Origin of the sequence: Flavobacterium urocaniciphilum (genome assembly GCF_900110615.1) — a bacterium.
In the GTDB taxonomy this organism is placed as follows: domain Bacteria; phylum Bacteroidota; class Bacteroidia; order Flavobacteriales; family Flavobacteriaceae; genus Flavobacterium; species Flavobacterium urocaniciphilum.
This window is the reverse complement of record NZ_FOEI01000003.1, coordinates 223,883-246,070: the sequence shown is the minus strand read 5'-3', so window position 1 is coordinate 246,070 and position 22,188 is coordinate 223,883. Positions and strand designations below refer to the sequence as shown.

Below are 22,188 nucleotides of genomic sequence, written 5' to 3'. Positions count from 1 at the left end.
TTGTTCAACCAAAACAATAACTAACACAATGAAAAACACCTACTTAAGTATCTTTTTGCTTTTTTCTGTTATTGGATTTTCCCAATTTAATAACAACGCACCTTGGAAAAAAGCAAATCAAAATTCGAGAAATAACAGTTTTCAAAATGATGTAAATAATTTCAATGAATATTGGAATACCCATGATCAAAGCAAAAAAGGAAGTGGTTACAAACCCTTTAAAAGATGGGAATGTTTTTATGAAAACCAATTGAATCCAGATGGTACTCTAATTACACCTCAACAACTTTGGAACGCTTGGTCCCAAAAAAAACTATCAAAACAAGCTAAAAATTCAAATGAAATAATGGCTTTGCCGCCAAGTAATTGGCAGCCAGTTGGACCATTTACTCATACAAATACAGGTTCTTGGTCGTCTGGTCAAGGTAGAACAAGTGCTGTTGCAATTGATCCAAATAATCCAAATATCATTTATGTTGGAGCGCCAGCAGGAGGAATTTGGAAATCTACAAATAGTGGTTCAACTTGGACACCTCTATCTGATCAACTTCCACAAATTGGTGTGTCTGGAATTGCTATAGACCCTACTAATTCAAACGTAATTTTTATTGCAACAGGAGACAAAGATGCTTCTGATACTTATTCTGTTGGGGTTTTAAAAACTACAGATGGTGGTTTAAATTGGAATACTACAGGTTTATCTTTTTCTGGCACAGGTAATTTTGCTGGAGATTTAATCATGCATCCAACCAATAATCAAATTATTTTATGTGCTACTTCTGCGGGTTTATATCGTACAATAAATGGTGGTGTAAATTGGACAGTAGAACAAACTGGTGATTTTTCACAAGGTTCTATTCGTTTCAAACCAAATGACCCTACGATTGTTTATGCTACCTCGAATAACAGATTTTATAAATCAACCAATACAGGTGATACCTTTACCAATATTACTTCAGGATTATCTTCTTCTGCTCAAACCAGTAGAATGATTTTAGATGTTACACCAGCTGATAATAATTATGTTTATGTATTGAGTGTTTCTAGTTCATCAACTTTAAATGGATTAAATGGTATTTATCGTTCAACCAATAGTGGTACTTCATTTACAGCTACACAAACCACTACAGATATTTTAGAATCAGGACAAAGTTGGTATGATTTAGCTTTAGCAGTTTCACCAACTAATAAAGATATGATATTTACGGGATGTTTAAATATTTGGAGGTCTACAAATGGTGGAACAGCAGTTACAAAAGCAAACAATTGGAGTAGTCCAGAAAGTGCTGCATATACACATGCCGACATACATCATTTACAATATATAAATGGTAAATTATATTGTTTAAGTGATGGAGGTATTTATGTAAGTGAAAACGATGCAGATTCTTTTACTGATTTAACAGCCGGATTACAAATAAGTCAATTTTATAGAATTTCAGTATCTAAATCATCAGCCAGTAAAATGGTAGGTGGATTACAAGACAATGGTGGTTACGCTTATAGTAATGCTTCTTGGAAAAATTATCATGGAGCTGACGGTATGGATGCTGCTGTTAGTCAGAATAATAGTAATTTATATTACGGTTTTATTCAAAATGGTAGCACTTTGTATATTTCTAATAATGGTGGAAATAGTATTACAGGAAGTATTGGTTCTCCTGGAAGTATAAGCGGAAATTGGATTACCCCATTAAAAGGAGATAGCCAAGGCAATATGTATGCAGGATATAGCGGATTGTATAAATTAGTTAATAATGCATGGGTGATACAAAACACCAACTCTGTGGGTACAGGAAATTTAGAACATATTGCTATTGATCCAACAGATGATAATATTATCTATGTTGTAAATGGTGCTGATTTATTCAAAAGTACTGATGCAGGTATTACTTTTAATTCCATTTATAATGCGGGAAGTAATATTACAGGAGTTACTGTTCATTCATCAAATAATACAATTGTTTACATTACAACTAGCGGTACGGGCGGAGATGCTTTTAAATCAACAGATGGAGGATTTACTTTTTCTACAATTGCTCCAGGATTACCCGCAATTGCTAAAAACTGTATAGCACATCAAGGTAGAAATACTGAAAACCCTTTATATGTTGGAACATCTTTAGGAGTGTATTACACGGATGATACGATGACGACTTGGCAGCCATTCGACACCAATTTACCGAATGTATCAGTAAGAGATTTAGAAATTAATTTAGAAGATGCTAAAATTATAGCGGCTACATACGGTCGTGGTATTTGGCAATCAAATATTCCAATACAAATACCTCCAACGGATGTTAAATTTATTTCAATTAACAATCCAACTTTAAATTTAAATTGTGCTTCAACTTTTAACCCTCAAATAATTGTTAAAAATGGTGGTTCAAATCCAATTACTTCATTGGCTATAAATTATACTATTGACAGTACACCATTAATATTCAATTGGACAGGAAATATTGCAGCAGGTCAAAATCAAACAATAGACTTACCATCGTTTTCAACAACAAGAGGAGCACATAATTTAAGTTTTAACGTTACCACTACTGGAGATGCATATTTGGATAATAATCAAGGAACAATAACTTTTTATGCTAATGATCCAGGCACGATAGGAGTTACCAATCCATTTACCAATACAACAGATGAATTAGTAGTAGTTACTGATGGAAATGGATGGGTAAGAGGAAATAGAACAGGTGATGCTTTACAAACTTCAGGTAACACCGCTTATTTAACAAGTTTATCTGGAAATTATGCAAATTCTGTTAAGTCTCATTTGGTTTCACAATGTTATAATTTAAGTAATGTAATCAATCCAACAATCAACTTCAAATTGGCTTATAGTTTAGAGTTAAATTGGGATATTGTATATGTAGAATATTCAACTGATTTTGGAGCAAATTGGAGTGTATTAGGCTCAATGGGTTCGGGTTGGTATAACAGTGATAGAACACCTACAACTTCTGGAACAGATTGTAATAATTGTGTGGGAGCGCAATGGACAGGTGTAAATACAACTTTAACTACTTATAATTATCCATTAAATGCCTTAAATTCTGAAACTAATGTAATTTTTAGAATAGTTTTCCATACTGATCAAGCAGTTACTATGTTAGGAGCAAAAGTGGACGATTTTGTTATAACTGGAACCTTAGCTTCTGATGATTTTGAAATGAATCAGTTTGAAGTATCTCCAAATCCATCTCATGGATTGTTCAATGTTGCTTTTGGAAATTTAAATCCGAATAAAATTGAAGTTTTTGACCTAACCGGTAAAACTATATTATCTAAAAACAATTCATTACAAAACCATACAACTATAGATTTATCTCAAGCATCAGATGGTGTTTATTTTGTAAAAATATCAACAGATTCAAACCATTACGTAAAAAGAATTATTAAAAACTAAATACTATGAATAAAAATATCATTACTGGAATTTCCTCTGTTTTTATTTTAACAGCTATATTTCAATCGTGTAAATCGACTACACCTGTTGTAAACAATACCGTTGAAAAGAAAAGCTATGGTATTCAAACCGAATACATGGATAAATCGGTAAAACCAAATCAAGATTTTTATAATTATGTAAACGGAACTTGGCTTAAAAACACCGAAATTCCTGCAGATAGAACGCGTTGGGGCAGTTTTGACGAATTAAGAAAAAACACCGACGATGATGTTATGGCAATTTTAAATGAAGCTGTTCAAAATAAAAATTTAGATCCAAAATCAGATCAAGCTAAAGCGGTAAATCTATACAAATCAATTTTAGATACTGTAACTAGAAACAAAAAAGGAATTGAACCTTTAAAACCTTATTTAGCCAAAATTGAATCGGTAAAAAACGCAACGGATTTGATGAATTTGTTAGCAGAAAACAAATCGGAAGCGAGTTATGGTTTCTTTGGGGCGTTTGTAAATGCAGATGCTAAAAACAGTAATAAAAACGTGGTATATGTTGGAACGGGAAGCGTTGGCTTACCGGATAAAGATTATTATGTTTCCGACAAACCAGATAACAAAGAAAAAAGAGAAAAATATGTAGTTCATGTTTCTAAAATGCTACGTTTTTTGGGTGATGATGAAGCTACAGCTTTAAAAAACGCTACTAAAATTTTAGCTTTTGAAACCGCATTATCTGAACCTACTTTAGACAGAGCTGAACGTAGAGATAGAAGAAAAACGTATAATCCAATGTCGGTAAATGATTTACAAAAGTTATTTACTACCAACAATTGGAAAAATTATTTCGCTAAAGCAGGACTTCCTCAATTAGATTCTGTTGTAGTTTCACAACCAAAATACCTTTCTCGATTAGACGAAATTCTAAAAGAAAATAAAGTAGATGATTGGAAAGCGTATATGAAATGGAATTTATTGCGTTCAAGCGCGAATGAATTATCAACAGAAATTGAAAGAGCAAATTTCGAATTCTATGGTAAAACCTTAACAGGAACCATGCAACAACGTCCGGCTGAAGAAAGAGCATTAGCGTCTGTTAACGGAATTTTAGGGGAAGCATTAGGAAAATTATACGTGGAGAAAAAATTCCCGGCGGAAGCCAAAGCGAAAGCAGCGGCAATGATTACTAATGTTTTCAAAGCGTATGAAAATAGAATCAACAAATTGCCATGGATGACGCCAGCTACGCGTTCAAATGCAATCACAAAACTGAATAAAATCAGAATAAAAATTGGATATCCTGATAAATGGAAAGATTTTAGTGAATTAACAATTGTGAGTCCAGATAACGGCGGAACGTTATTCGAAAATAACAAAGCTATTAGTGCTTGGAATTACAAGAAAAACATCGACAAATTAAACAAACCTGTTGATAAAGAAGAATGGGGAATGTCGCCTCAAACGGTAAATGCGTATTACAATCCAACAAATAATGAAATTGTATTCCCAGCAGCCATTTTACAGCCACCTTTCTATGATTATAGAGCGGATGAAGCAGTAAATTATGGTGGAATTGGTGGTGTTATTGGTCATGAAATTTCTCATGGTTTTGACGATTCTGGTTCTCGATACAATGCTGAAGGAAATTTAATTAATTGGTGGAGTGAAGAAGATTTAAAGCAATTTACTCAATTAGGTGGTGCTTTAGCAGATCAATATTCGGCTTTACAACCGTTACCAGGAATTTTTGTAGATGGTAAATTTACTTTAGGTGAAAATATTGGTGATTTAGGTGGAATTAACGCTGCTTATGATGGATTACAAATTTATTTGAAAGAAAACGGAAATCCAGGATTAATTGACGGATTTACTCCAGAACAACGTTTCTTTATTTCTTGGGGAACAATTTGGAGAAGCAAAATGCGTGATGAAGCTTTAAAAAATTATGTGAAAACCGATCCGCATTCGCCAGGAATGTATCGTGCTTTTGTACCGCTTCAAAATATTGAAACTTTTTACAAAGCATTTGATATTAAACCAGGTGACGGAATGTACATCGCACCGGAAAAAAGAGTCAAAATTTGGTAAAAATAAAATTAGCCGTCCCGATAAAAAACGAGACGGCTTTTTTTATACTTTTGCCCTATGGCATTTATATACCCAAAAAACGAAAAACTAAAAAGCAAAAAAGTCATTGATGCTCTTTTTACAAAAGGGAAATCAATTTCTCAATATCCTCTACGTTTAGTTTATGTGCCAATTGACGAAAATCTTTCAGAAGAAAAGTTTCAGTTTGGAGTTTCGGTTTCTAAAAAATATTTTAAAAAAGCAGTTGATCGTAATTATTTCAAAAGAGTTTTACGAGAATGCTATCGTTTAAATCAAAATATCTTAAAAGAAAAAATAAGTCAACCTCACGCTTTTATGTTTTTTTATCAAACAAAAGACAAATTAACCTACCAAGAAATTCACGAAAAAACGATTCAACTTTTCGAAAAATTCAAAGAAAATCATAAGTAAATGCTAACTTTGGATTGGTTTTTGTGGATTTTAACTATTTTCGTATAAAATAAAATAATTACCTATGAAGTTTTTCAGCAAAAAGAAAATTATAATTCCAACTATTGTTGCTGGATTTGTATTTATTGGGGTAAGTTTTCAAAATGATTTCTTCGCTTTAGCGAAACAAATTGAAATTTTTACAAACATGTTTAAAGTTGTCAATCAAAACTATGTGGATGAAACCAATCCAGGTAGCATGATGGATGTGGCTATTAAAAGCATGTTAAAAGAATTGGATCCGTATACGGTTTATTTTGATGAACAAGATGTTTTGAAATTTAAAATCAACAATACCGGTGAATATACTGGAATAGGAGCTATTATTACTAGAAAAGACGATAAGTTAATTTTAAAAGAAGTTTATGAAAACATGCCGGCTGACAAAGCTGGGTTTAAAGCGGGTGATGTAATCACACAAATTGGTGATGTAGTTTTAAAAGACTTCAAAGAAGACGCTTCACAATTATTAAAAGGCGCAAAAAATACTAGAATTGACATTGTTTATTTCCGTCAAGGAGTAGAGAAAAAAGGGCAAATTATACTTGATGAAGTAGAAATTAAGGCCGTTCCGTATTATAAATTATTAGCTAACAATACGGGATATATAGTACTTTCAAAATTTAATGAAAAAGCTTCAGCAGAAACTAAAGAAGCTTTGTTATCGTTAAAAGAACAAGGAGCAACAAAAATTATTTTAGATTTAAGAGACAATCCTGGTGGATTACTTCATGAAGCGGTTAACATCTGTAATTTATTCGTTCCAAAAGATGAAATTATTACTACTACCAAATCGAAAAACAAAGCGCATAATTTAATTTACAAAACCAAAAATGCACCTGTGGATACAGAAATTCCATTAGCCATTATTGTAAATGATAAAAGTGCTTCTGCTTCAGAAATTGTTTCGGGAGCGTTACAAGATTTAGATCGAGCGGTGATTGTTGGCAATAGAAGTTTTGGTAAAGGATTGGTACAACGTCCGTTTAATTTAACGTATGGAACACAAGTAAAAGTAACGATTTCTAAATATTACACACCTTCGGGAAGATGTATTCAGGCGACAGATTACAGCAAAAAAGACGAAAACGGTAAACCAATTAAAACTTCTGAAAAAGAATTTAATGCTTTTAAAACTAAAGGTGGAAGAACCGTTTACGATGGAGGTGGTGTGTTACCAGATGTGGAAATTGCTGAAATGAAAAGCAGCAACATTGGTTCGAGTATTGCTAATTCTGAAGCAATTTTTGAATTTGCGAATATTCTGTATTATAAAAATCCGACTGCTAAAAGTGTTTCGAGTATTTCAGATGCCGAGTATAATGAATTTAAAGCATATTTAAAGAAAGAAAAGGTCGACATCAACACAAATACCGATCGATCACTAAAAAACTTATTAGACGCTGCAAAAAAGGATAAAATTGATTCGGAGCTTACAACTGAAATCAAACAATTGGAATTAGCTATAGAGCGTTCGAAAGACAAAGAATTGGATAAAAATAAAGAAGAAATTAAACGTTTATTATTACAAGAATTAATTCTGCGTTATGGGTATAGAAACGCTTTTTACAATTATGTTTCAACCAAATATGCCGACGTTATTAAAGCGCAACAAATTTTAAATACACCAACAGAATACAATAAAATATTAAAAAAATAAGATGAAAAAAGTATTATTTGCCCTAGTATTCCTTTCCACATTTTTAGGCTTCTCACAAGAAGAAACCGTACATTCTATTTATTTTGATACGGATGTTCGTGAAATCAAACAATTACAATCGGATGCGGTTGTTCATTTTTTAAGTTTAATCGATACTACTCGTTTAGAAAGTGTTTCTATCTATGGTTATTGTGATGATGTAGGAAAAGTTGATTACAATTATAAATTATCGCAAGACAGAGCTAACAGTGTTAAAAACATGTTGGTGAAAAAAGGGGTGAAGTATAAAATCATCGTAAAAATTGAAGGTAAAGGTAAGGTAATGATCGATGAAGATTTGGAAACTAACGTTCCGGAAGCGCGTTCTAAAAACCGTAGGGTAGATGTGGTACTAAACTTTAAACCTTTGGTTATAGAAGAATTAAATATTCCGGGTTTATATTCTACCATTCGTAAAAATGCACAAGAAGGCGATCGTGTGTATTTAGACAAATTACTTTTCGATGCAGGAAGCAGTAAATTGAAAGAAAGTGCAAAAAAAGAATTGGATAAAATTACAGTTCTATTGAAAAGATATCCTAAAATTCATGTGGAAATACAAGGTCATGTGTGTTGTACTCCAACCTTCCATAAAGAAGCAATTGACAAAGACACCAAAAAACGTGAATTATCTAAAAATCGTGCCGAAAGAGTATATCGTTACTTAATGAGTCGTGGAATTAGTAAAGTCCGCATGACGTTTAAAGGTTATGGAAATACGCAACCTTTAGGAAAAGACGTGCAATTAGACAGAAGAGTAGAATTGGTGATTACGAAGATTGATAAATAAAAAAAAGGGTTCAAAAAATTGAACCCTTTTTTTATGGAATTTACGGATTTTCCGTAAAATGGAAATTTGAATTTGTACTAATTTTGAGTATAAATACTTTTAGATTATGTTTAATTTTAAGATCAGAAAAACCGAAAGAATTATCCTAAAATGGAGCGTGTTGCCAACCGTTTTATATTTGCTTGTTTGTTACTTCAAAATCAAAGGAATAAATGATGCGTTTTATATTACTATCGGTTTATTTCTGATTTTTCTTTTTATGTTATTCTATAAAATCTACTCGTTATTTGATCATCACAAACATTAAGATTTTCGCATTTCTATATGCGGAATATCGTCTTCTAAGTAACTTTCACCAACGGTTACAAAACCATGACTTTCATAAAATTTCTGCAAATACAATTGTGCTGAAATGGTAATGTTTGTTACTTGAAATAAATTTTGGATGGCTTCAATTGAAGTACGCATTAAGTCGTGTCCTAATTTTTTATCACGGTGCGAAGCTTTAACAATTACACGCCCGATTGAACTTTCGGCAAAATAATCATTCGGTTTAAATAATCGAGAATAAGCGGCTAAAACACCTTCATAGTAACCTAAAACGTGAATGGCTTTCTCATCTTTCCCGTCAATGTCTTGATAAACGCAATTTTGTTCCACTACAAACACTTCCGATCGTAATTGTAGTATTTGATATAGTTCGGTTGTAGAAAGTTCGTTAAATCGCTTTATTTTGAATTCTATCATGATTTAGTCATTGCGAGGCACGAAGCAATCTAAAAATTGCTTACTGCTCTTGTTTATAAAATTTTAGTTGATTTAATTATCGCTTCCATTTCAAACAGCAATTCTTTTTTAGAATGAACCGGATTAAAAGCAAATCCATCAATAATAATAAATCTTTTGCGTTTGTTGTCTTTTATGGCAAAATTAATATACGGTCCGGTCATGAAATCATTATGAAATTCCCAACTTCCGCGCATTTCATAAGCCAAATTATTATGAATTTTTGTAGTTTCAAAATTTGGATAATATGCTGGTTCAGCAACCATATAACTGCCTTTGGTTTTCCCTAAAACATATTTTTTAGAAACCTGATTTCTAATAAACAAACTATTGGTAACTACTGCGTTTTTATTATAAATGGCAGAAAAACTCGCTGTATAAATCAGTAAATTATTATAACCTGAACCAATTTCTTTTCGCAACCATAAAAAATTATCGCCTTGTAATCCTTTGCTATATTCTTTTGGGATTTGAATATCAACTAAAAATTGCTTTTTTACCTGTTGTTGTAATTTCTTATTGGTTGTCGATTTTTGTAATAATAATTGAATTTCCGATTCGTAAAACGTTTTCATAATTTCTTTATAAGAAAGTTGAAGCTGTTTTAAAATCATTTCTTCATTTTCGCCTTCAATGGTATATATCTTTTGGTTTTTGATATATTTATCTTTTTCGAATTTTGTTTCAGATTGCTCTTTTTTAGAAAGAACTAAAATGTTTCGCGATGCTTTTGCTTCAGTAGTTAAAGCACCATGGACAGGCATCAAAACAAACAGCGATTCACATTCATGTAATCCTACAATTGGGGCAGCGAATTTTTCTCTAATTTTTTCACCCACTTTTCCTTCCCAAAGTGAGTTAGAAATTAAAACCGTAACCGAATTTTGATTGACATAAGGGTTTTTAGCCACCACATCTTTTTTTTCATGTTCTTTTTCAAAACAAGAAAGTAGGAGGAAAGAGCAAAGTATTAAAAGTATTTTTTTCAAGTGCTGCATTTTTGTGTGGCTAATTTAAAACAAAAAACCACAATATTTATCTGAATATTGTGGTTTTTAAGAACTTGTTTTGGTATTAACCTTGAATTTTTAATTTCATTCCTGGTTGTATGTTATCCGATTTTAAATCGTTTTTCTTTTTTAAATCGTCTGCTGTTAAATTTGGAAACTTTCTAGTTATTGAAAAGATTGAATCTCCTTTTTGTACGATATAATAATCTTCTTTTACTTCTAATTTACTTTTTGCATCAGAATATTTATTTTCAGCAGGTTTTGTTGTGTTTTCTGCAACTGCATCTTCAACCTGTGGTTCTACGATTTCCGTTTTCGGTTTCGGCTTTTTGACCACTTCGTTAACCGTGACTTTTTTCGTAGTTTGAATTACTAAACTCTGACCGGCGTTAATATTACTTCCTTTGATTTTATTCCACTGACGTAAATTGGTAATGCTAACATTGTTTTTATCTGCAATTTCACTAAGTGTTTCGCCTTTTTTAACTTTATAATAGTTTTTGCTAACCACTTCTTTTGTACGCTTTTTAATTACTTCTTCGTATTCAACATTTTCATCTACTTTGAATTTCGAATTAGAAGCTACTGCAATAGAATCTTGTTTGGCAATACTATCGCGTTTTCTAATTTGCGCTAATTGAAGATTTCTGATTTTCTCTTGCTCTAAATACACCAAGTATCCATAAATTTTTTCTTCATTCGATACAAAAATTCCAATTTTGTTTTTAGGTAAACGTAAATAGAAATATTCGTTATCAATTGATGGAATGTATTTCGATTTGTAAATCGGATTTAAATACTCTAATTGTTCTTCCGAAATATCTAATAAATCCGATAATTGTTTAAAGGTCATAGCATGTTTAACCATTACCGTATCCGTTTCAAAATACGTCATTTGCGCTTTATGCGGTACTAATCCGTGTTCTTTTTTGAACTCATAAATGTACATCGTTGCTAAAAACGCAGGAACATAATTCGCTGTTTCTTTTGGTAAATATTTTCTAATTTCCCAATAATCTGTTTTACCACCTGAACGTCTAATTGCTTTAGAAACGTTTCCTGGTCCGCAATTATAAGACGCTAAAACCAAACTCCAATCTCCAAAAATTTCATACATGTTAATCATGTATTGGCAAGCTGCTTCTGTTGATTTTATTGGATCATGACGCTCATCCACATAAGTGGTAATGTTCAATTTGTATTGTTTACCAGTAGCAGGCATAAATTGCCATAATCCACCAGCACCTACTCTTGATTTTGCTTTAGGTTGTAAAGCAGATTCAACAATTGCTAAATACTTAATTTCTAATGGTAAGTTGAATTTAGATAACTTTTCTTCAAATAAAGGAAAGTAATATTCAGCTAACGCCATTTGTCTTTCAAAACTTTTAGATCTGTTTTTTAAGAACGACTTAATTACGTTTTCTAAAGCCGGATTGTACTCAATAATGAAAGGCGATTGCACATCTAATTTGTGTAAACGTTTCTTTAGTAATTCCGTATCTAAATCATACGCTACTTTTTCGTCAATGTTCATGTTTTCAATATCAAAAAACATTTCATTTGACAATGTTGCATCTGAAATTTCTTTCAACCATCTTTCATCAATACATGTACTTGTTTCATGATTTTTAAAAGTGGCTTTAAGCGAATCCAAATACGTTACTTTGGGAGTAAAAAGGGTCGGTGTAATCTCTTGCTTTTCTTGCGCAAACATTCCGTTCGACAAGAAAAACCCAAAAGCTAGTACTACAAATTTCTTCATTCTTTATATATTTTTTTCTCCTGTAAAAACAAGAGAGTTTCATCTAAATCATTAATTCACAATTACTTGTAAAAACGCAAATATATTTTTTTTATTGTACCAATCCCAACATTTAACGATAAAATTTTCATTTTAACGTTTTTTTTTGACTTTTGTCGATGAATAAGTAGTAAAAAATAATCCCTAATTAAACCTAAAAATCAATTTTATATTGTTTTGTTTTATTGACATTTCTTTAAAAGTTTCATTTTAATACTGTCAAATTTTTGATCGTATTTTAAATCGAAACTCTCTAATTTTTTGTAATTTGTTACATAAAACTCAGACATTCCGTCTGAATAAGTTCTTCCAGCAAAAAAAATCCCAATGCTATCTCTTGAAGGTTCGTTTTGATTTTTTTCAGTAGTCCATTCTTCATTAAAATCTCTAACATCAAATTGGGTTATTTCCTTTTTATTATTTTTCTCGTCAACAAAAAAGTATTTTTGATTTATAATACCTTGTTGATCTTCAGAACTTGTAAACAATATCCCGTTTTTGGGAATTCTATAAATTCTTATTCCGTTTTTATATTCAATTTTACTCCAACAATTTGAATTATAGATAATTTGGACTTTACCGTTATAATTTTTAGGTATTAGAAAATATTCTGTGTCTACTTTTTGAAATTCAACCCATAAAAATTGGTAACAGAAAAAAAATAAGATTGGAATTATTGACCATAATATTTTCGATAATATTCTAATTTTACTAAACCAAACTAAAAATACCCCAATTATGAAAACAAAAAAAGGCAATCCATAAAAATATAATAAACCTGGCAAAAACGTTGAAAATCCAGTTCCAATAATAACTAAAATTATTCCTGTTTTAAAAACCAAACTTTTATTGGATTTCATTATAATATTCTTATGATAAATTAGTAAATTACTCCAAAATTGCAGCAATTCCTGGTAATGTTCTTCCTTCTAACATTTCTAACATGGCACCACCACCCGTTGAAACGTAACTCATTTTAGATTCTAAACCGAATTGTTTAACAGCCGCAACGCTATCACCACCACCAACTAATGAGAAACAACCGTTTTGAGTAGATTCTGCAATAAAATCACCTAAAGTAATCGTTCCGTTAGCGAATGCTGGTAATTCAAACACACCAATTGGTCCGTTCCATAAAATCGTTTTCGAATTTAGAACAACCTCTTTTAAATCGGCCAACGTTTTCGGACCAGCATCTAAACCTTGCCATCCTGCTGGAATTTCTGCAACATTAACCACTTGCGTATTTGCCTCATTTGAAAACGCATCGGCAGCTACTACATCAATTGGCAAGTGAATTTTCACACCTTTTGCAGTAGCTTGTTTCATGATGTCTAATGCCAATTCCATTTTATCGTCTTCACAAATAGAATTTCCGATATTTCCACCCATCGCTTTGATGAATGTAAACGTCATTCCACCACCAATAATCATGTGATCTACTTTATCTAAAATATTTTCGATAATCGTAATTTTTGAAGAAACTTTACTTCCTCCAAGTATTGCTGTTACTGGTTTTTCAGAGTTTTTTAATACTTTATTGATGCTTTCAATTTCTTTTGCTAATAACGCTCCGAAACATTTATCATTTGGAAATTCATTTGCAATAATGGTTGTTGAAGCATGCGCTCTGTGTGCCGTTCCGAAAGCGTCGTTTACATACACATCTCCTAAATTGGCTAATTCTTTAGAAAAACCAACATCACCCGCTTCTTCTTCAGCATAAAAACGTAAATTTTCTAATAATAAAATTTCACCATTTTGTAAATTAGCCGCTGCATTTGTTGCGATTTCACCTCTACAATCAGCCGCGAATTGAACTTTTTTACCTAAAACTTCTTCAATTTTATAAACAATGTGACCTAGAGAATATTTGTCTTCTTTACCTTTTGGTCTTCCTAAATGCGACATTAAAATTACCGAACCACCATCGTTTAAAATCTTTTCAATAGTTGGCTTAGCTGCTTCAATTCGGTTCGCATCTGTTACTTTAAAATTTTCATCTAAAGGGACATTAAAATCTACACGGATTAGAGCTTTTTTGTTGTTAAAATTGATGTCGAAAATAGTTTTCATAAATTTTATGTTTATAAATTGTTGTTATTGTTTTTACTTTTAGAGAATTGCAAAGATAAAAGTTTGATTTTAAACCAAGATAAAAATCTCTTATATTTGCTCATGCTTTTTAAAGACATCCTTGGTCAAGACCACATTAAAAACTTTTTAATTACTACGGCAAATGCCGGAAGAATTCCGCATGCACAATTGTTCGTTGGGCCAGAAGGTTCGGGAACATTGCCAATGGCTATTGCTTATGCGCAATATATTTTGTGTCAGAATTCTGGTGGAGAAAACAACACAGGAAATGCTGCATGTAATTTAAAATTTGAACATTTATCGCATCCCGATATGCATTTTGTATATCCGGTTACCACTACAGATGATGTAAAAGGAGATAATGTTATTAGTGCGAATTTTTTATCACAATGGCGTGAATTTGTAACTGAAAATCCTTATGCCAGCATATTTGATTGGTATAAAAAATTAGAAATTCCGAAAAAACAAGGATTAATAAATGTTAAAGAAGCGGCAGAAATCAGTAGAAATTTATCTTTAAAAGCCTACGAAGGCGGATATAAAGTCATGATCATTTGGATGGCTGATAAAATGAACAATCAGGCTTCCAATAAATTGCTTAAAATTTTAGAAGAACCGCCTGAAAAAACCGTTTTTATTTTGATTACGGAAAGTGTGGATGATTTATTACAAACAATCATTTCTCGTTGTCAAGTAGTTGATTTTTTAGCTTTACCCGAACAAGTTATCACGGAAAAACTAATTTCTGTTCATCAAGTAGATGCCAATTTAGCAAAAAAAATCGCGCATCAAAGCGAAGGAAATTATAATAAAGCTTTGCATTTGTTGCATAAAGACGACGATGACAGTATTTTTGAAGAGTGGTTTATCAATTGGGTGCGAGCGGCATTTAAAGCAAGAGGAAATGCGAGTGTTATTTCCGATTTAATTTCTTGGAGTACCACTATTGCCAAAGAAGGTAGAGAAACACAAAAGAATTTTTTACAATTTTGCATTCAGTTTTTCAGACAAGCGATGTTATTGAATTATCAAACGAAAGATTTGGTGTATTTAGAGCCTAATTTTGAGAATTTTAAACTGGAAAAATTTGCGCCTTTTATTCATGGAAATAACATTGTGGATATTTTTAAAGAATTAGAAGACGCTATTTATCATATAGAACGAAACGGAAACAGTAATGTTATTTTAACCGATTTGTCGATTAAGTTAACGAGATTGTTGCATAAAAAAGAAGTGTAAATTACGATTTGAGATTTACGAATTACGATTTGGGATTTCAGAATTACGAAAAAAAATATTAGCCACGAATTCACGAATTATAAAATGTATTTAAGTATAATTTGTATCGACTTTGTCGATAATTAAATCGAATTAAAATTTTAATATTGACAATATGAAAAATTCGAGAATTCGTGGCAAAATTTAAATTTAAAAACAACCAAAAATAATAAACTATGAATCCATTTGCCCTTATTTTATTAGCTTTTTTAGCCATTACATTTTTACAATCCGGTTACGATAAAATTGCCGATTGGAACGGAAATGTAAGTTGGTTAAAAGGTCATTTTTCACAAACCTTTTTAAAAAATCAAGTGCCTTTTGCTTTATTAATTGTTTTAGCATTAGAAATTGTGGCAGGAGTTTTAGCTCTTGTTGGAATGGCTGAAAACATTAAAAGTGGTGCTACTATTATTGGCGATTATGCTTGTATTGTTTCTTGTATTACTTTATTGTTTTTACTTTTCGGACAACGCATCGCGAAAGATTACGATGGCGCAAGAACCATTGTAATTTATTTGATTCCAGCCCTTTTAGGAGTATACTGGTTATAATAATTTACGATTTGGGAATTACGATTTCAGAATTACGAAGATAGGATGGCTCGGATTTATAATCCGAGCTTTTTTATACCTTTTTTTTATTTCAAACTAGCTTTGTACAAACGCAATTCATCCCAAGAGAATTCATCGCCGTATTTGTCTTTTAGCAAACCTAAACCTTCGTTATTATAACCTTCAAAAGCATTTTTAAGTGAAGAAATTTTCTCTTCTGGAAGTAAATCTGCGAGTTCAATCACTTCCATTTGAATTAGTTTCGTAAAATGTGCATAGACCGAACTTGGTGTGAGTTTTCTTTTCGCAGCAATTTCGTGAATACTCAAGCCTTCTTTCCAAAATTCCATGGTAATTTCTATCGTAGTTTTCTTCGGAGTAGTGGACTTTTCCTTAACTTTTTTAGTTTTCGTTTTCTTTCTGAACACTTCCGAAAATTCTCGTTCCACAAAACCATCAATTTGTTTAAATTGATCCGACAATGAAGCAATTTTATTAATTTTATAATATTTCATATCGTCTGAAGACATGGTTTTTTTATTGAATTCAATACCGTTGACTAAATTCTTAACCAACAACACTGATTTTTTTAATTGCAGAACTGTTTTCACTTGAATTTCTTCCAATTCCAAGAGTTCGTCGTGGAACGTTTTGACTTTCTTTAGATTACTAACTTCAGCAATTTTCAATAACAAATCGGTAACTTGATAATCTAACGTTTTGAAATAATACTGATACGCTGCTTCACATCGTTCTGCTAAAAAAGGAATATCAATGGTTTCTTGATAACAAATTTTCTGTATTTGATTGATGAATTTCTGTGAAGAATCTAATAATGCTGCTACAATAGTTTCATTTTGTTCCGCCCAAGTTTTGTATTTCGATTTGGTGGTTTTACCAATTTCATTATTGTACGAAAACCTATGATTGCGCCATTCTTGTGCCAATTGTCTGAAATCGAAACTCTTACATAATTCTAAACGTAAAAAGTTTTTAGTTTCAATAGCTAAAGATTGCGCTAAAATGGTTTCATCAGCTTTGTTATTAGCGTAATTCAACACTTCTGTATCGGATGAAATACCGTTCAATTGTATCGGAGATAGCAAAATTAAGCCATTTAAGGAACGAAGTCGAGATAAAGCCACATATGCTTGTCCGGGTGCAAAAACTCGCGAAACATCCAACGCAGCGTTGTCAAATGTTAAACCTTGACTCTTATGCACCGTAATCGCCCAAGCTAATTTTAATGGATAATGACTATACGTTCCAATAACTGTTTCTTCAATTTCCTTAGTATCAGGGTTTACGGTGTATTTTATATTTTCCCAAGTGTATAAATCGACTTCAATGGTTTTATTTTCTTCCGTAAAGTGTACTAAAATTTCTTTATCAGCTAGTGAAGTAATTGTTCCGATTTTTCCATTGAAGTATTTTTTTTCAAAAGATAAATCGTTTTTGATAAACATCACTTGTGCACCAACCTTCAAATCCATTTTCGGTTCGATAGGGTAGATCTTTTCTGGAAAATCTTCAACAATTTCTGGAAAATACGTAACTGTTTTTGCTTTTAATTCGGCCAACGCTTCTTTGTTGATATCGTCAGCTTTGGCATTATGCGTCGTTACAATAATACAACCATTATGGTTTTTGATATTGAAATCGGGTTGTACATACTGATTTAAAACCGCTACATTTTCAGGTGTAATGGTATTGTTTCGAAGATTGTTCAAAATCGAAATAAACGTTTCATCTTCCTGGCGGTAAATTTTCTCCAATTCGATGTATAACGGTGGGTTTTGACGAACTACTTGCGAATGAAAAAAGAAAGATCCAGCATAATACTTTTTCAATTCGTACCATTCTTCTTGTTTAATTACAGGTGGTAATTGTAATAAATCTCCTATAAAAAGAACTTGAACTCCACCAAAGGGCGCATCAACTCTTCTCACTTTTTGTAACATAAAATCGATGGCATCTAATACATCCGGACGAAGCATCGAAACTTCATCGATAATAAGCAATTCTAAATTTAAAAGTACTTGTTTTTTAGTAGCATTCATTCGGAAATGTTTGCTAATTGTAGTTTTAGTTTCGAATTTATAAAGTGAAGAATGTGAAGTAACTTCTTTATAATCAGGAATAAAAGCCGAAAAAGGCAACTGAAACATGGAATGAATCGTAACGCCACCCGCATTTAATGCCGCAATTCCAGTAGGAGCAACCACCACAGTGTTTTTGTGTGAAGTGGCAATAATTTCTTTGAGAAGAGTTGTTTTTCCAGTTCCAGCTTTTCCAGTAAGAAAAACAGATCTATTCGTTTGATTGATGAATTGAAGTGTGTATTCGGCGGCTTTAGTAATGTGTTCCACGTGGCGTATAATTTTATTCACAAATATAAAAAAAGCCCTGATTTCTCAAGGCTTAGATATTATTTTTTTTCTTTTGTTGCTTTGTATTCTTCGTTTAATAGTTTTACCAATTTATCTGTTAAATTATAAGAATCTTTAGCAAAAATTACTGTTGGTGCATCATCAGAAGTTGTTAAGATGTAATCGAATTTCTCTTTTTTTCCATAATCAGTGATATATTTTCTGATTTGGCTTACTAAAGTATCTTTTAACTTTCCACCTTCTTGATCAATTTTACCAAGAACTTCATTTCTTTCAGCTAAAAGTGCTTGTTCACGTTGCTTTAATTCAGCATATTTTTGTTGTGCCCATGCTGGACCATTAGCTTGTGCAGCTCTTTGGAAATTAGCCATTTCCGCCTCTAATTGTTTCCCTTTAGCTTGTAAAGGACGGCCCATTTCTTCTGATTTTACTTTAAATTTTTCGTTTTCGTCTTTAAATTTATCGTATTTATCTAATAATACAGAAGTATCAATATAACCTGTTTTAAATTCGTCTTTTTTGGCAGTTGCCGTTTCTTGGCAAGAAATCATTGCTACACTTAAAGCAGCTAATGCTAATAATTTTTTCATTTGTATTTAATTAATTTTTATTGAAATGAAATCCGTTTAGGAAATCGATTTTTTAATTTTGGTAAAAATAATAGTTTCTTTTAAATTTTAATTCATTTTTGAAATTTTCTTTAAAAGAATCAAAAATCATATAAAAATCTAATCATAACTAAATTTTATATGATATTAAAACAACTATAAATAATTACTATTAAAACCCACTCTTTTAAACCCACCTTAAAGAAAACATCTTTTTTTAGTAATATATTTCGATATTTTTAAGTGAAATTGTGCTTAAAATCGCTTTATTTTACGTTTTATTGGTTTTTTATGATATAAATGTGCGAAGAAAACTCTTTTTTGAACAAACCAGACACATTTGACATCAAGCCAATAAAAAATCCTTTTACAAAACTCATTTTACCGGTTTTGTATTTTTCAGATAATAAAGAAACATAAAAACTATCAAACCACATTGGTTTTACATTTTTCAATTCCATATCTACATCTGAAAATAATCTTTTGATGCTGGTTTTTGAAAAATGCCACAAATGACGAGGTACATCATAAGCAGCCCAAAAACGATTGTAATATTTCGCATCGTACGATTTGTAATTTGGAACAGCAATAATAATTGTTCCTGTTGGTTTGATAATGCATTTTAAATTGGCAATATATTCTTCTAAATTTGGAACGTGTTCTAAAACGTGCCACATCGTAACTACATCAAACGAGTTTTCTGGTAAATTGAAAATATCTTCTGTAAAAGTTACACCTTTATTTACCGCTAAATTTTTGGCGTCTTTATTCGGTTCGAAACCTAAAATATCCCAACCTTGGTGTTTAGCTTCAACTAAAAAATCACCAGTTCCAGAACCAATATCTAATAATTTCCCTTTTTGAGGTTGTTCTGAAGTAATTAAAGAAACTTTACCTTTAATGGCACTGCGTTTTACTAAATGATATATTTTCTCAAAAAAGGTGCGTTTTCCATCCGTATGAGAAATATAATCTTCACTTTCGTAATATTTTCCTAAAACATCTAACGATGGAGTAGGGTGTGTTTTTAATAAATCATATTCCTTGTTATGTAACAAAGAAAAGGTTTCCTTAGAAACCGAATGATCTTTAACAATAATAAATTGGTTTTCTTCTAAAAAATTCATTTTATGTTTATGTCTTTATTTATAGGCTTTGACAAGGTTGTTTCACGTGGAACTATTTTTAGTAAACAGTCGCAGTATTCAGTCTCAGTTAAAAAACTGTAAACTAAAATCTGAGACTGCTAACTATTAACGTCCCATATGAATTAACAATACCGAAATATCACTTGGAGAAACACCACTAATTCGAGATGCTTGTGCAATTGTTGTTGGACGGATTTTTGTTAATTTCTGACGCGCTTCAATAGAAATCGCTTTTATTTTACTAAAATCATAATTATCCGGTATACGAACATCTTCTAAACGATTCACTTTATCAGCGTGATTTTTTTCTTTTTCAATATATCCAGAATATTTCACTTGAATTTCAGCTTGCTCAATTACTTCTTGGTCTAAATTGTTTTCAGCAATATAATTGGTAACGGCTTCAAATTTTAAAATATCTTCTAAATCAATTTGCGGACGCGAAAATACTTTAAACATTTTATCACCTTGCGTCATCGGACTTGAACCTTTAGCTTCCAAAATAGGATTGGCCACATCAGCACGAATACTTGTTTCTTTAAAAAACGTTACAAACTTATCTGAAGCATCTTGTTTATACTCCATACGTTTTAATCGATCTTCTTTGGCTAAACCAATCGCATATCCTTTTGGTGTTAATCGTAAATCGGCATTATCCTGACGCAATAACGTTCTGTATTCTGCACGAGAAGTAAACATACGATAAGGCTCTTCTGTTCCTTTCGTAATTAAATCGTCAATTAACACTCCAATATACGCTTCATCACGTTTTAAAATAAAAGGTTCTTTTCCTTGAACTTTTAACGCTGCATTAATACCGGCCATCAAACCTTGAGAAGCTGCTTCTTCATATCCCGTTGTTCCATTAATTTGTCCAGCGAAATATAAACCATTTATAGTTTTCGTTTCTAAAGTATGTTTTAATTGCGTAGGAGGGAAGTAATCGTATTCGATAGCATAACCCGGACGGAAGAATTTTACATTTTCAAATCCAGCCACCGAACGTAACGCTTTAAATTGAACATCTTCTGGAAGTGATGTAGAAAATCCATTTACATATACTTCAACCGTATGCCATCCTTCTGGCTCTACAAATAACTGATGACGTTCTTTATCTGCAAAACGATTAATTTTATCTTCAATAGACGGACAATATCTTGGACCAATAGATTTAATTCTACCATTAAACATTGGACTACGGTCAAAACCTTCACGTAATAAATCGTGAACCAATTCTGAAGTATACGTCATGTGACAAGAACGTTGTTCCGTTAAAGGCTTCGTTACATCAGAATAGGAAAATTTAGATGGGTTTTCATCGCCAGGTTGTTCAATCATTTTAGAATAATCCAACGATCGACCATCTACACGAGGAGGTGTTCCTGTTTTCATTCTTCCAGATTCAAAACCTAATTGATGTAAATCTTCAGTAATTCCGAAAGCAGCACTTTCACCTGCACGACCACCACCAAATTGTTTGTCGCCAATATGAATTAAACCATTTAAAAAAGTACCATTTGTTAACACCACCGTTTCTGCTTTAATTTCCAAACCAAGCGATGTTTTAATTCCGGTTACTTTATCTCCTTCCGATAAAATTCCAGAAACCATCTCTTGATAGAAATCCAAATTCGGAGTACCTTCTAACATCATTCTCCATTCTTCGGCAAAACGCATTCTGTCGGATTGACATCTTGGCGACCACATCGCCGGCCCTTTGGATTGGTTCAACATCTTGAATTGAATCGCCGTCAAATCGGAAACAATTCCAGAATAACCACCCAAGGCATCAATTTCACGTACAATTTGTCCTTTTGCAATTCCACCCATGGCAGGATTACACGACATCTGTGCGATGTTTTGAAGATTCATTGTAACCAACAAAGTAGAGCATCCCATGTTTGCAGCAGCAGCAGCAGCCTCGCACCCAGCGTGACCCGCACCAACTACAATAACATCATATTTTTCTTGAAACATATTCTATGTTCCACGTGAAACACGTGGAGGATTTTTAAAAATTTTTTATTCCACGTGGAACAAAAAACTTAGGTTAT

At 32.0% G+C, this 22,188-nt stretch carries 16 protein-coding genes; 7 read left to right on the top strand and 9 right to left on the bottom strand.

The genetic code is table 11. From position 1 onward, the window contains the following. The first annotated feature begins 28 nt into the window (after nt 1–28). The 5 genes from BMY86_RS07975 to BMY86_RS07955 all read left to right on the top strand — a co-directional run bounded on the left by BMY86_RS07975 (nt 29) and on the right by BMY86_RS07955 (nt 8,459). Complete coding sequence (locus BMY86_RS07975; protein WP_091467409.1) at nt 29–3,415, top strand: T9SS type A sorting domain-containing protein; 3,387 nt, start codon at nt 29–31, stop codon at nt 3,413–3,415. A gap of 5 nt (nt 3,416–3,420) precedes the next feature. Continuing rightward, on the top strand, nt 3,421–5,499 hold the full coding sequence (locus BMY86_RS07970; protein WP_091467407.1) for a M13 family metallopeptidase: 2,079 nt from the start codon (nt 3,421–3,423) through the stop codon (nt 5,497–5,499). A 57-nt stretch (nt 5,500–5,556) separates the two neighbouring features. Next, nucleotides 5,557–5,931, top strand: a complete 375-nt coding sequence (rnpA, locus tag BMY86_RS07965) for a ribonuclease P protein component (RefSeq protein WP_091467405.1) — start codon at nt 5,557–5,559, stop codon at nt 5,929–5,931. A gap of 64 nt (nt 5,932–5,995) precedes the next feature. Then, a complete protein-coding gene (locus BMY86_RS07960) occupies nt 5,996–7,630 on the top strand; it encodes a S41 family peptidase (protein ID WP_091467402.1) in 1,635 nt (544 codons plus the stop codon). A gap of 1 nt (nt 7,631) precedes the next feature. Continuing rightward, a complete protein-coding gene (locus tag BMY86_RS07955) occupies nt 7,632–8,459 on the top strand; it encodes an OmpA family protein (RefSeq protein WP_091467400.1) in 828 nt (275 codons plus the stop codon). A 303-nt stretch (nt 8,460–8,762) separates the two neighbouring features. Here the strand turns inward: BMY86_RS07955 and BMY86_RS07950 are convergent, their stop codons facing one another. The 5 genes from BMY86_RS07950 to BMY86_RS07930 all read right to left on the bottom strand — a co-directional run bounded on the left by BMY86_RS07950 (nt 8,763) and on the right by BMY86_RS07930 (nt 14,135). After that, entirely contained in the window at nt 8,763–9,206 is a 444-nt protein-coding gene (locus BMY86_RS07950; protein WP_091467397.1) for a GNAT family N-acetyltransferase, read from the bottom strand. A gap of 53 nt (nt 9,207–9,259) precedes the next feature. Then, nucleotides 9,260–10,234, bottom strand: coding sequence for a DUF4837 family protein (locus tag BMY86_RS07945; protein ID WP_177177148.1), 975 nt, complete (start codon nt 10,232–10,234; stop codon nt 9,260–9,262). A gap of 85 nt (nt 10,235–10,319) precedes the next feature. After that, nucleotides 10,320–12,020 carry a lytic transglycosylase domain-containing protein gene (locus BMY86_RS07940; protein ID WP_091467392.1) on the bottom strand — a complete coding sequence of 567 codons (1,701 nt, stop codon included), beginning with the start codon at nt 12,018–12,020 and terminating at the stop codon, nt 10,320–10,322. 221 nt (nt 12,021–12,241) lie between these two features. Then, nucleotides 12,242–12,919: a DUF6843 domain-containing protein gene (locus tag BMY86_RS07935; protein ID WP_091467389.1), complete on the bottom strand. Its 678-nt coding sequence runs from the start codon at nt 12,917–12,919 to the stop codon at nt 12,242–12,244. A 28-nt stretch (nt 12,920–12,947) separates the two neighbouring features. Further along, nucleotides 12,948–14,135: a phosphoglycerate kinase gene (locus BMY86_RS07930; protein WP_091467386.1), complete on the bottom strand. Its 1,188-nt coding sequence runs from the start codon at nt 14,133–14,135 to the stop codon at nt 12,948–12,950. 102 nt (nt 14,136–14,237) lie between these two features. On the opposite strand from BMY86_RS07930, the gene BMY86_RS07925 reads away from it, so the two are divergent. Beyond that, the gene (locus tag BMY86_RS07925) at nt 14,238–15,395 is read left to right on the top strand and encodes a DNA polymerase III subunit (protein ID WP_091467383.1); all 1,158 of its coding nucleotides are present in this window, start codon (nt 14,238–14,240) and stop codon (nt 15,393–15,395) included. 215 nt (nt 15,396–15,610) lie between these two features. Beyond that, nucleotides 15,611–15,988 carry a DoxX family membrane protein gene (locus BMY86_RS07920; RefSeq protein ID WP_091467380.1) on the top strand — a complete coding sequence of 126 codons (378 nt, stop codon included), beginning with the start codon at nt 15,611–15,613 and terminating at the stop codon, nt 15,986–15,988. An 86-nt stretch (nt 15,989–16,074) separates the two neighbouring features. On the opposite strand, the gene BMY86_RS07915 is transcribed toward BMY86_RS07920, so the two are convergent. The 4 genes from BMY86_RS07915 to mnmG form a co-directional block, all read right to left on the bottom strand. Further along, nucleotides 16,075–18,357 carry a helix-turn-helix domain-containing protein gene (locus BMY86_RS07915; RefSeq protein WP_091467378.1) on the bottom strand — a complete coding sequence of 761 codons (2,283 nt, stop codon included), beginning with the start codon at nt 18,355–18,357 and terminating at the stop codon, nt 16,075–16,077. A gap of 59 nt (nt 18,358–18,416) precedes the next feature. Next, nucleotides 18,417–18,968: an OmpH/Skp family outer membrane protein gene (locus BMY86_RS07910; protein ID WP_091467375.1), complete on the bottom strand. Its 552-nt coding sequence runs from the start codon at nt 18,966–18,968 to the stop codon at nt 18,417–18,419. A 296-nt stretch (nt 18,969–19,264) separates the two neighbouring features. Then, a complete protein-coding gene (locus BMY86_RS07905; protein WP_091467372.1) occupies nt 19,265–20,113 on the bottom strand; it encodes a class I SAM-dependent methyltransferase in 849 nt (282 codons plus the stop codon). A 126-nt stretch (nt 20,114–20,239) separates the two neighbouring features. Then, nucleotides 20,240–22,111, bottom strand: a complete 1,872-nt coding sequence (mnmG, locus tag BMY86_RS07900; protein WP_091467369.1) for a tRNA uridine-5-carboxymethylaminomethyl(34) synthesis enzyme MnmG — start codon at nt 22,109–22,111, stop codon at nt 20,240–20,242. Nucleotides 22,112–22,188 lie beyond the last annotated feature (77 nt).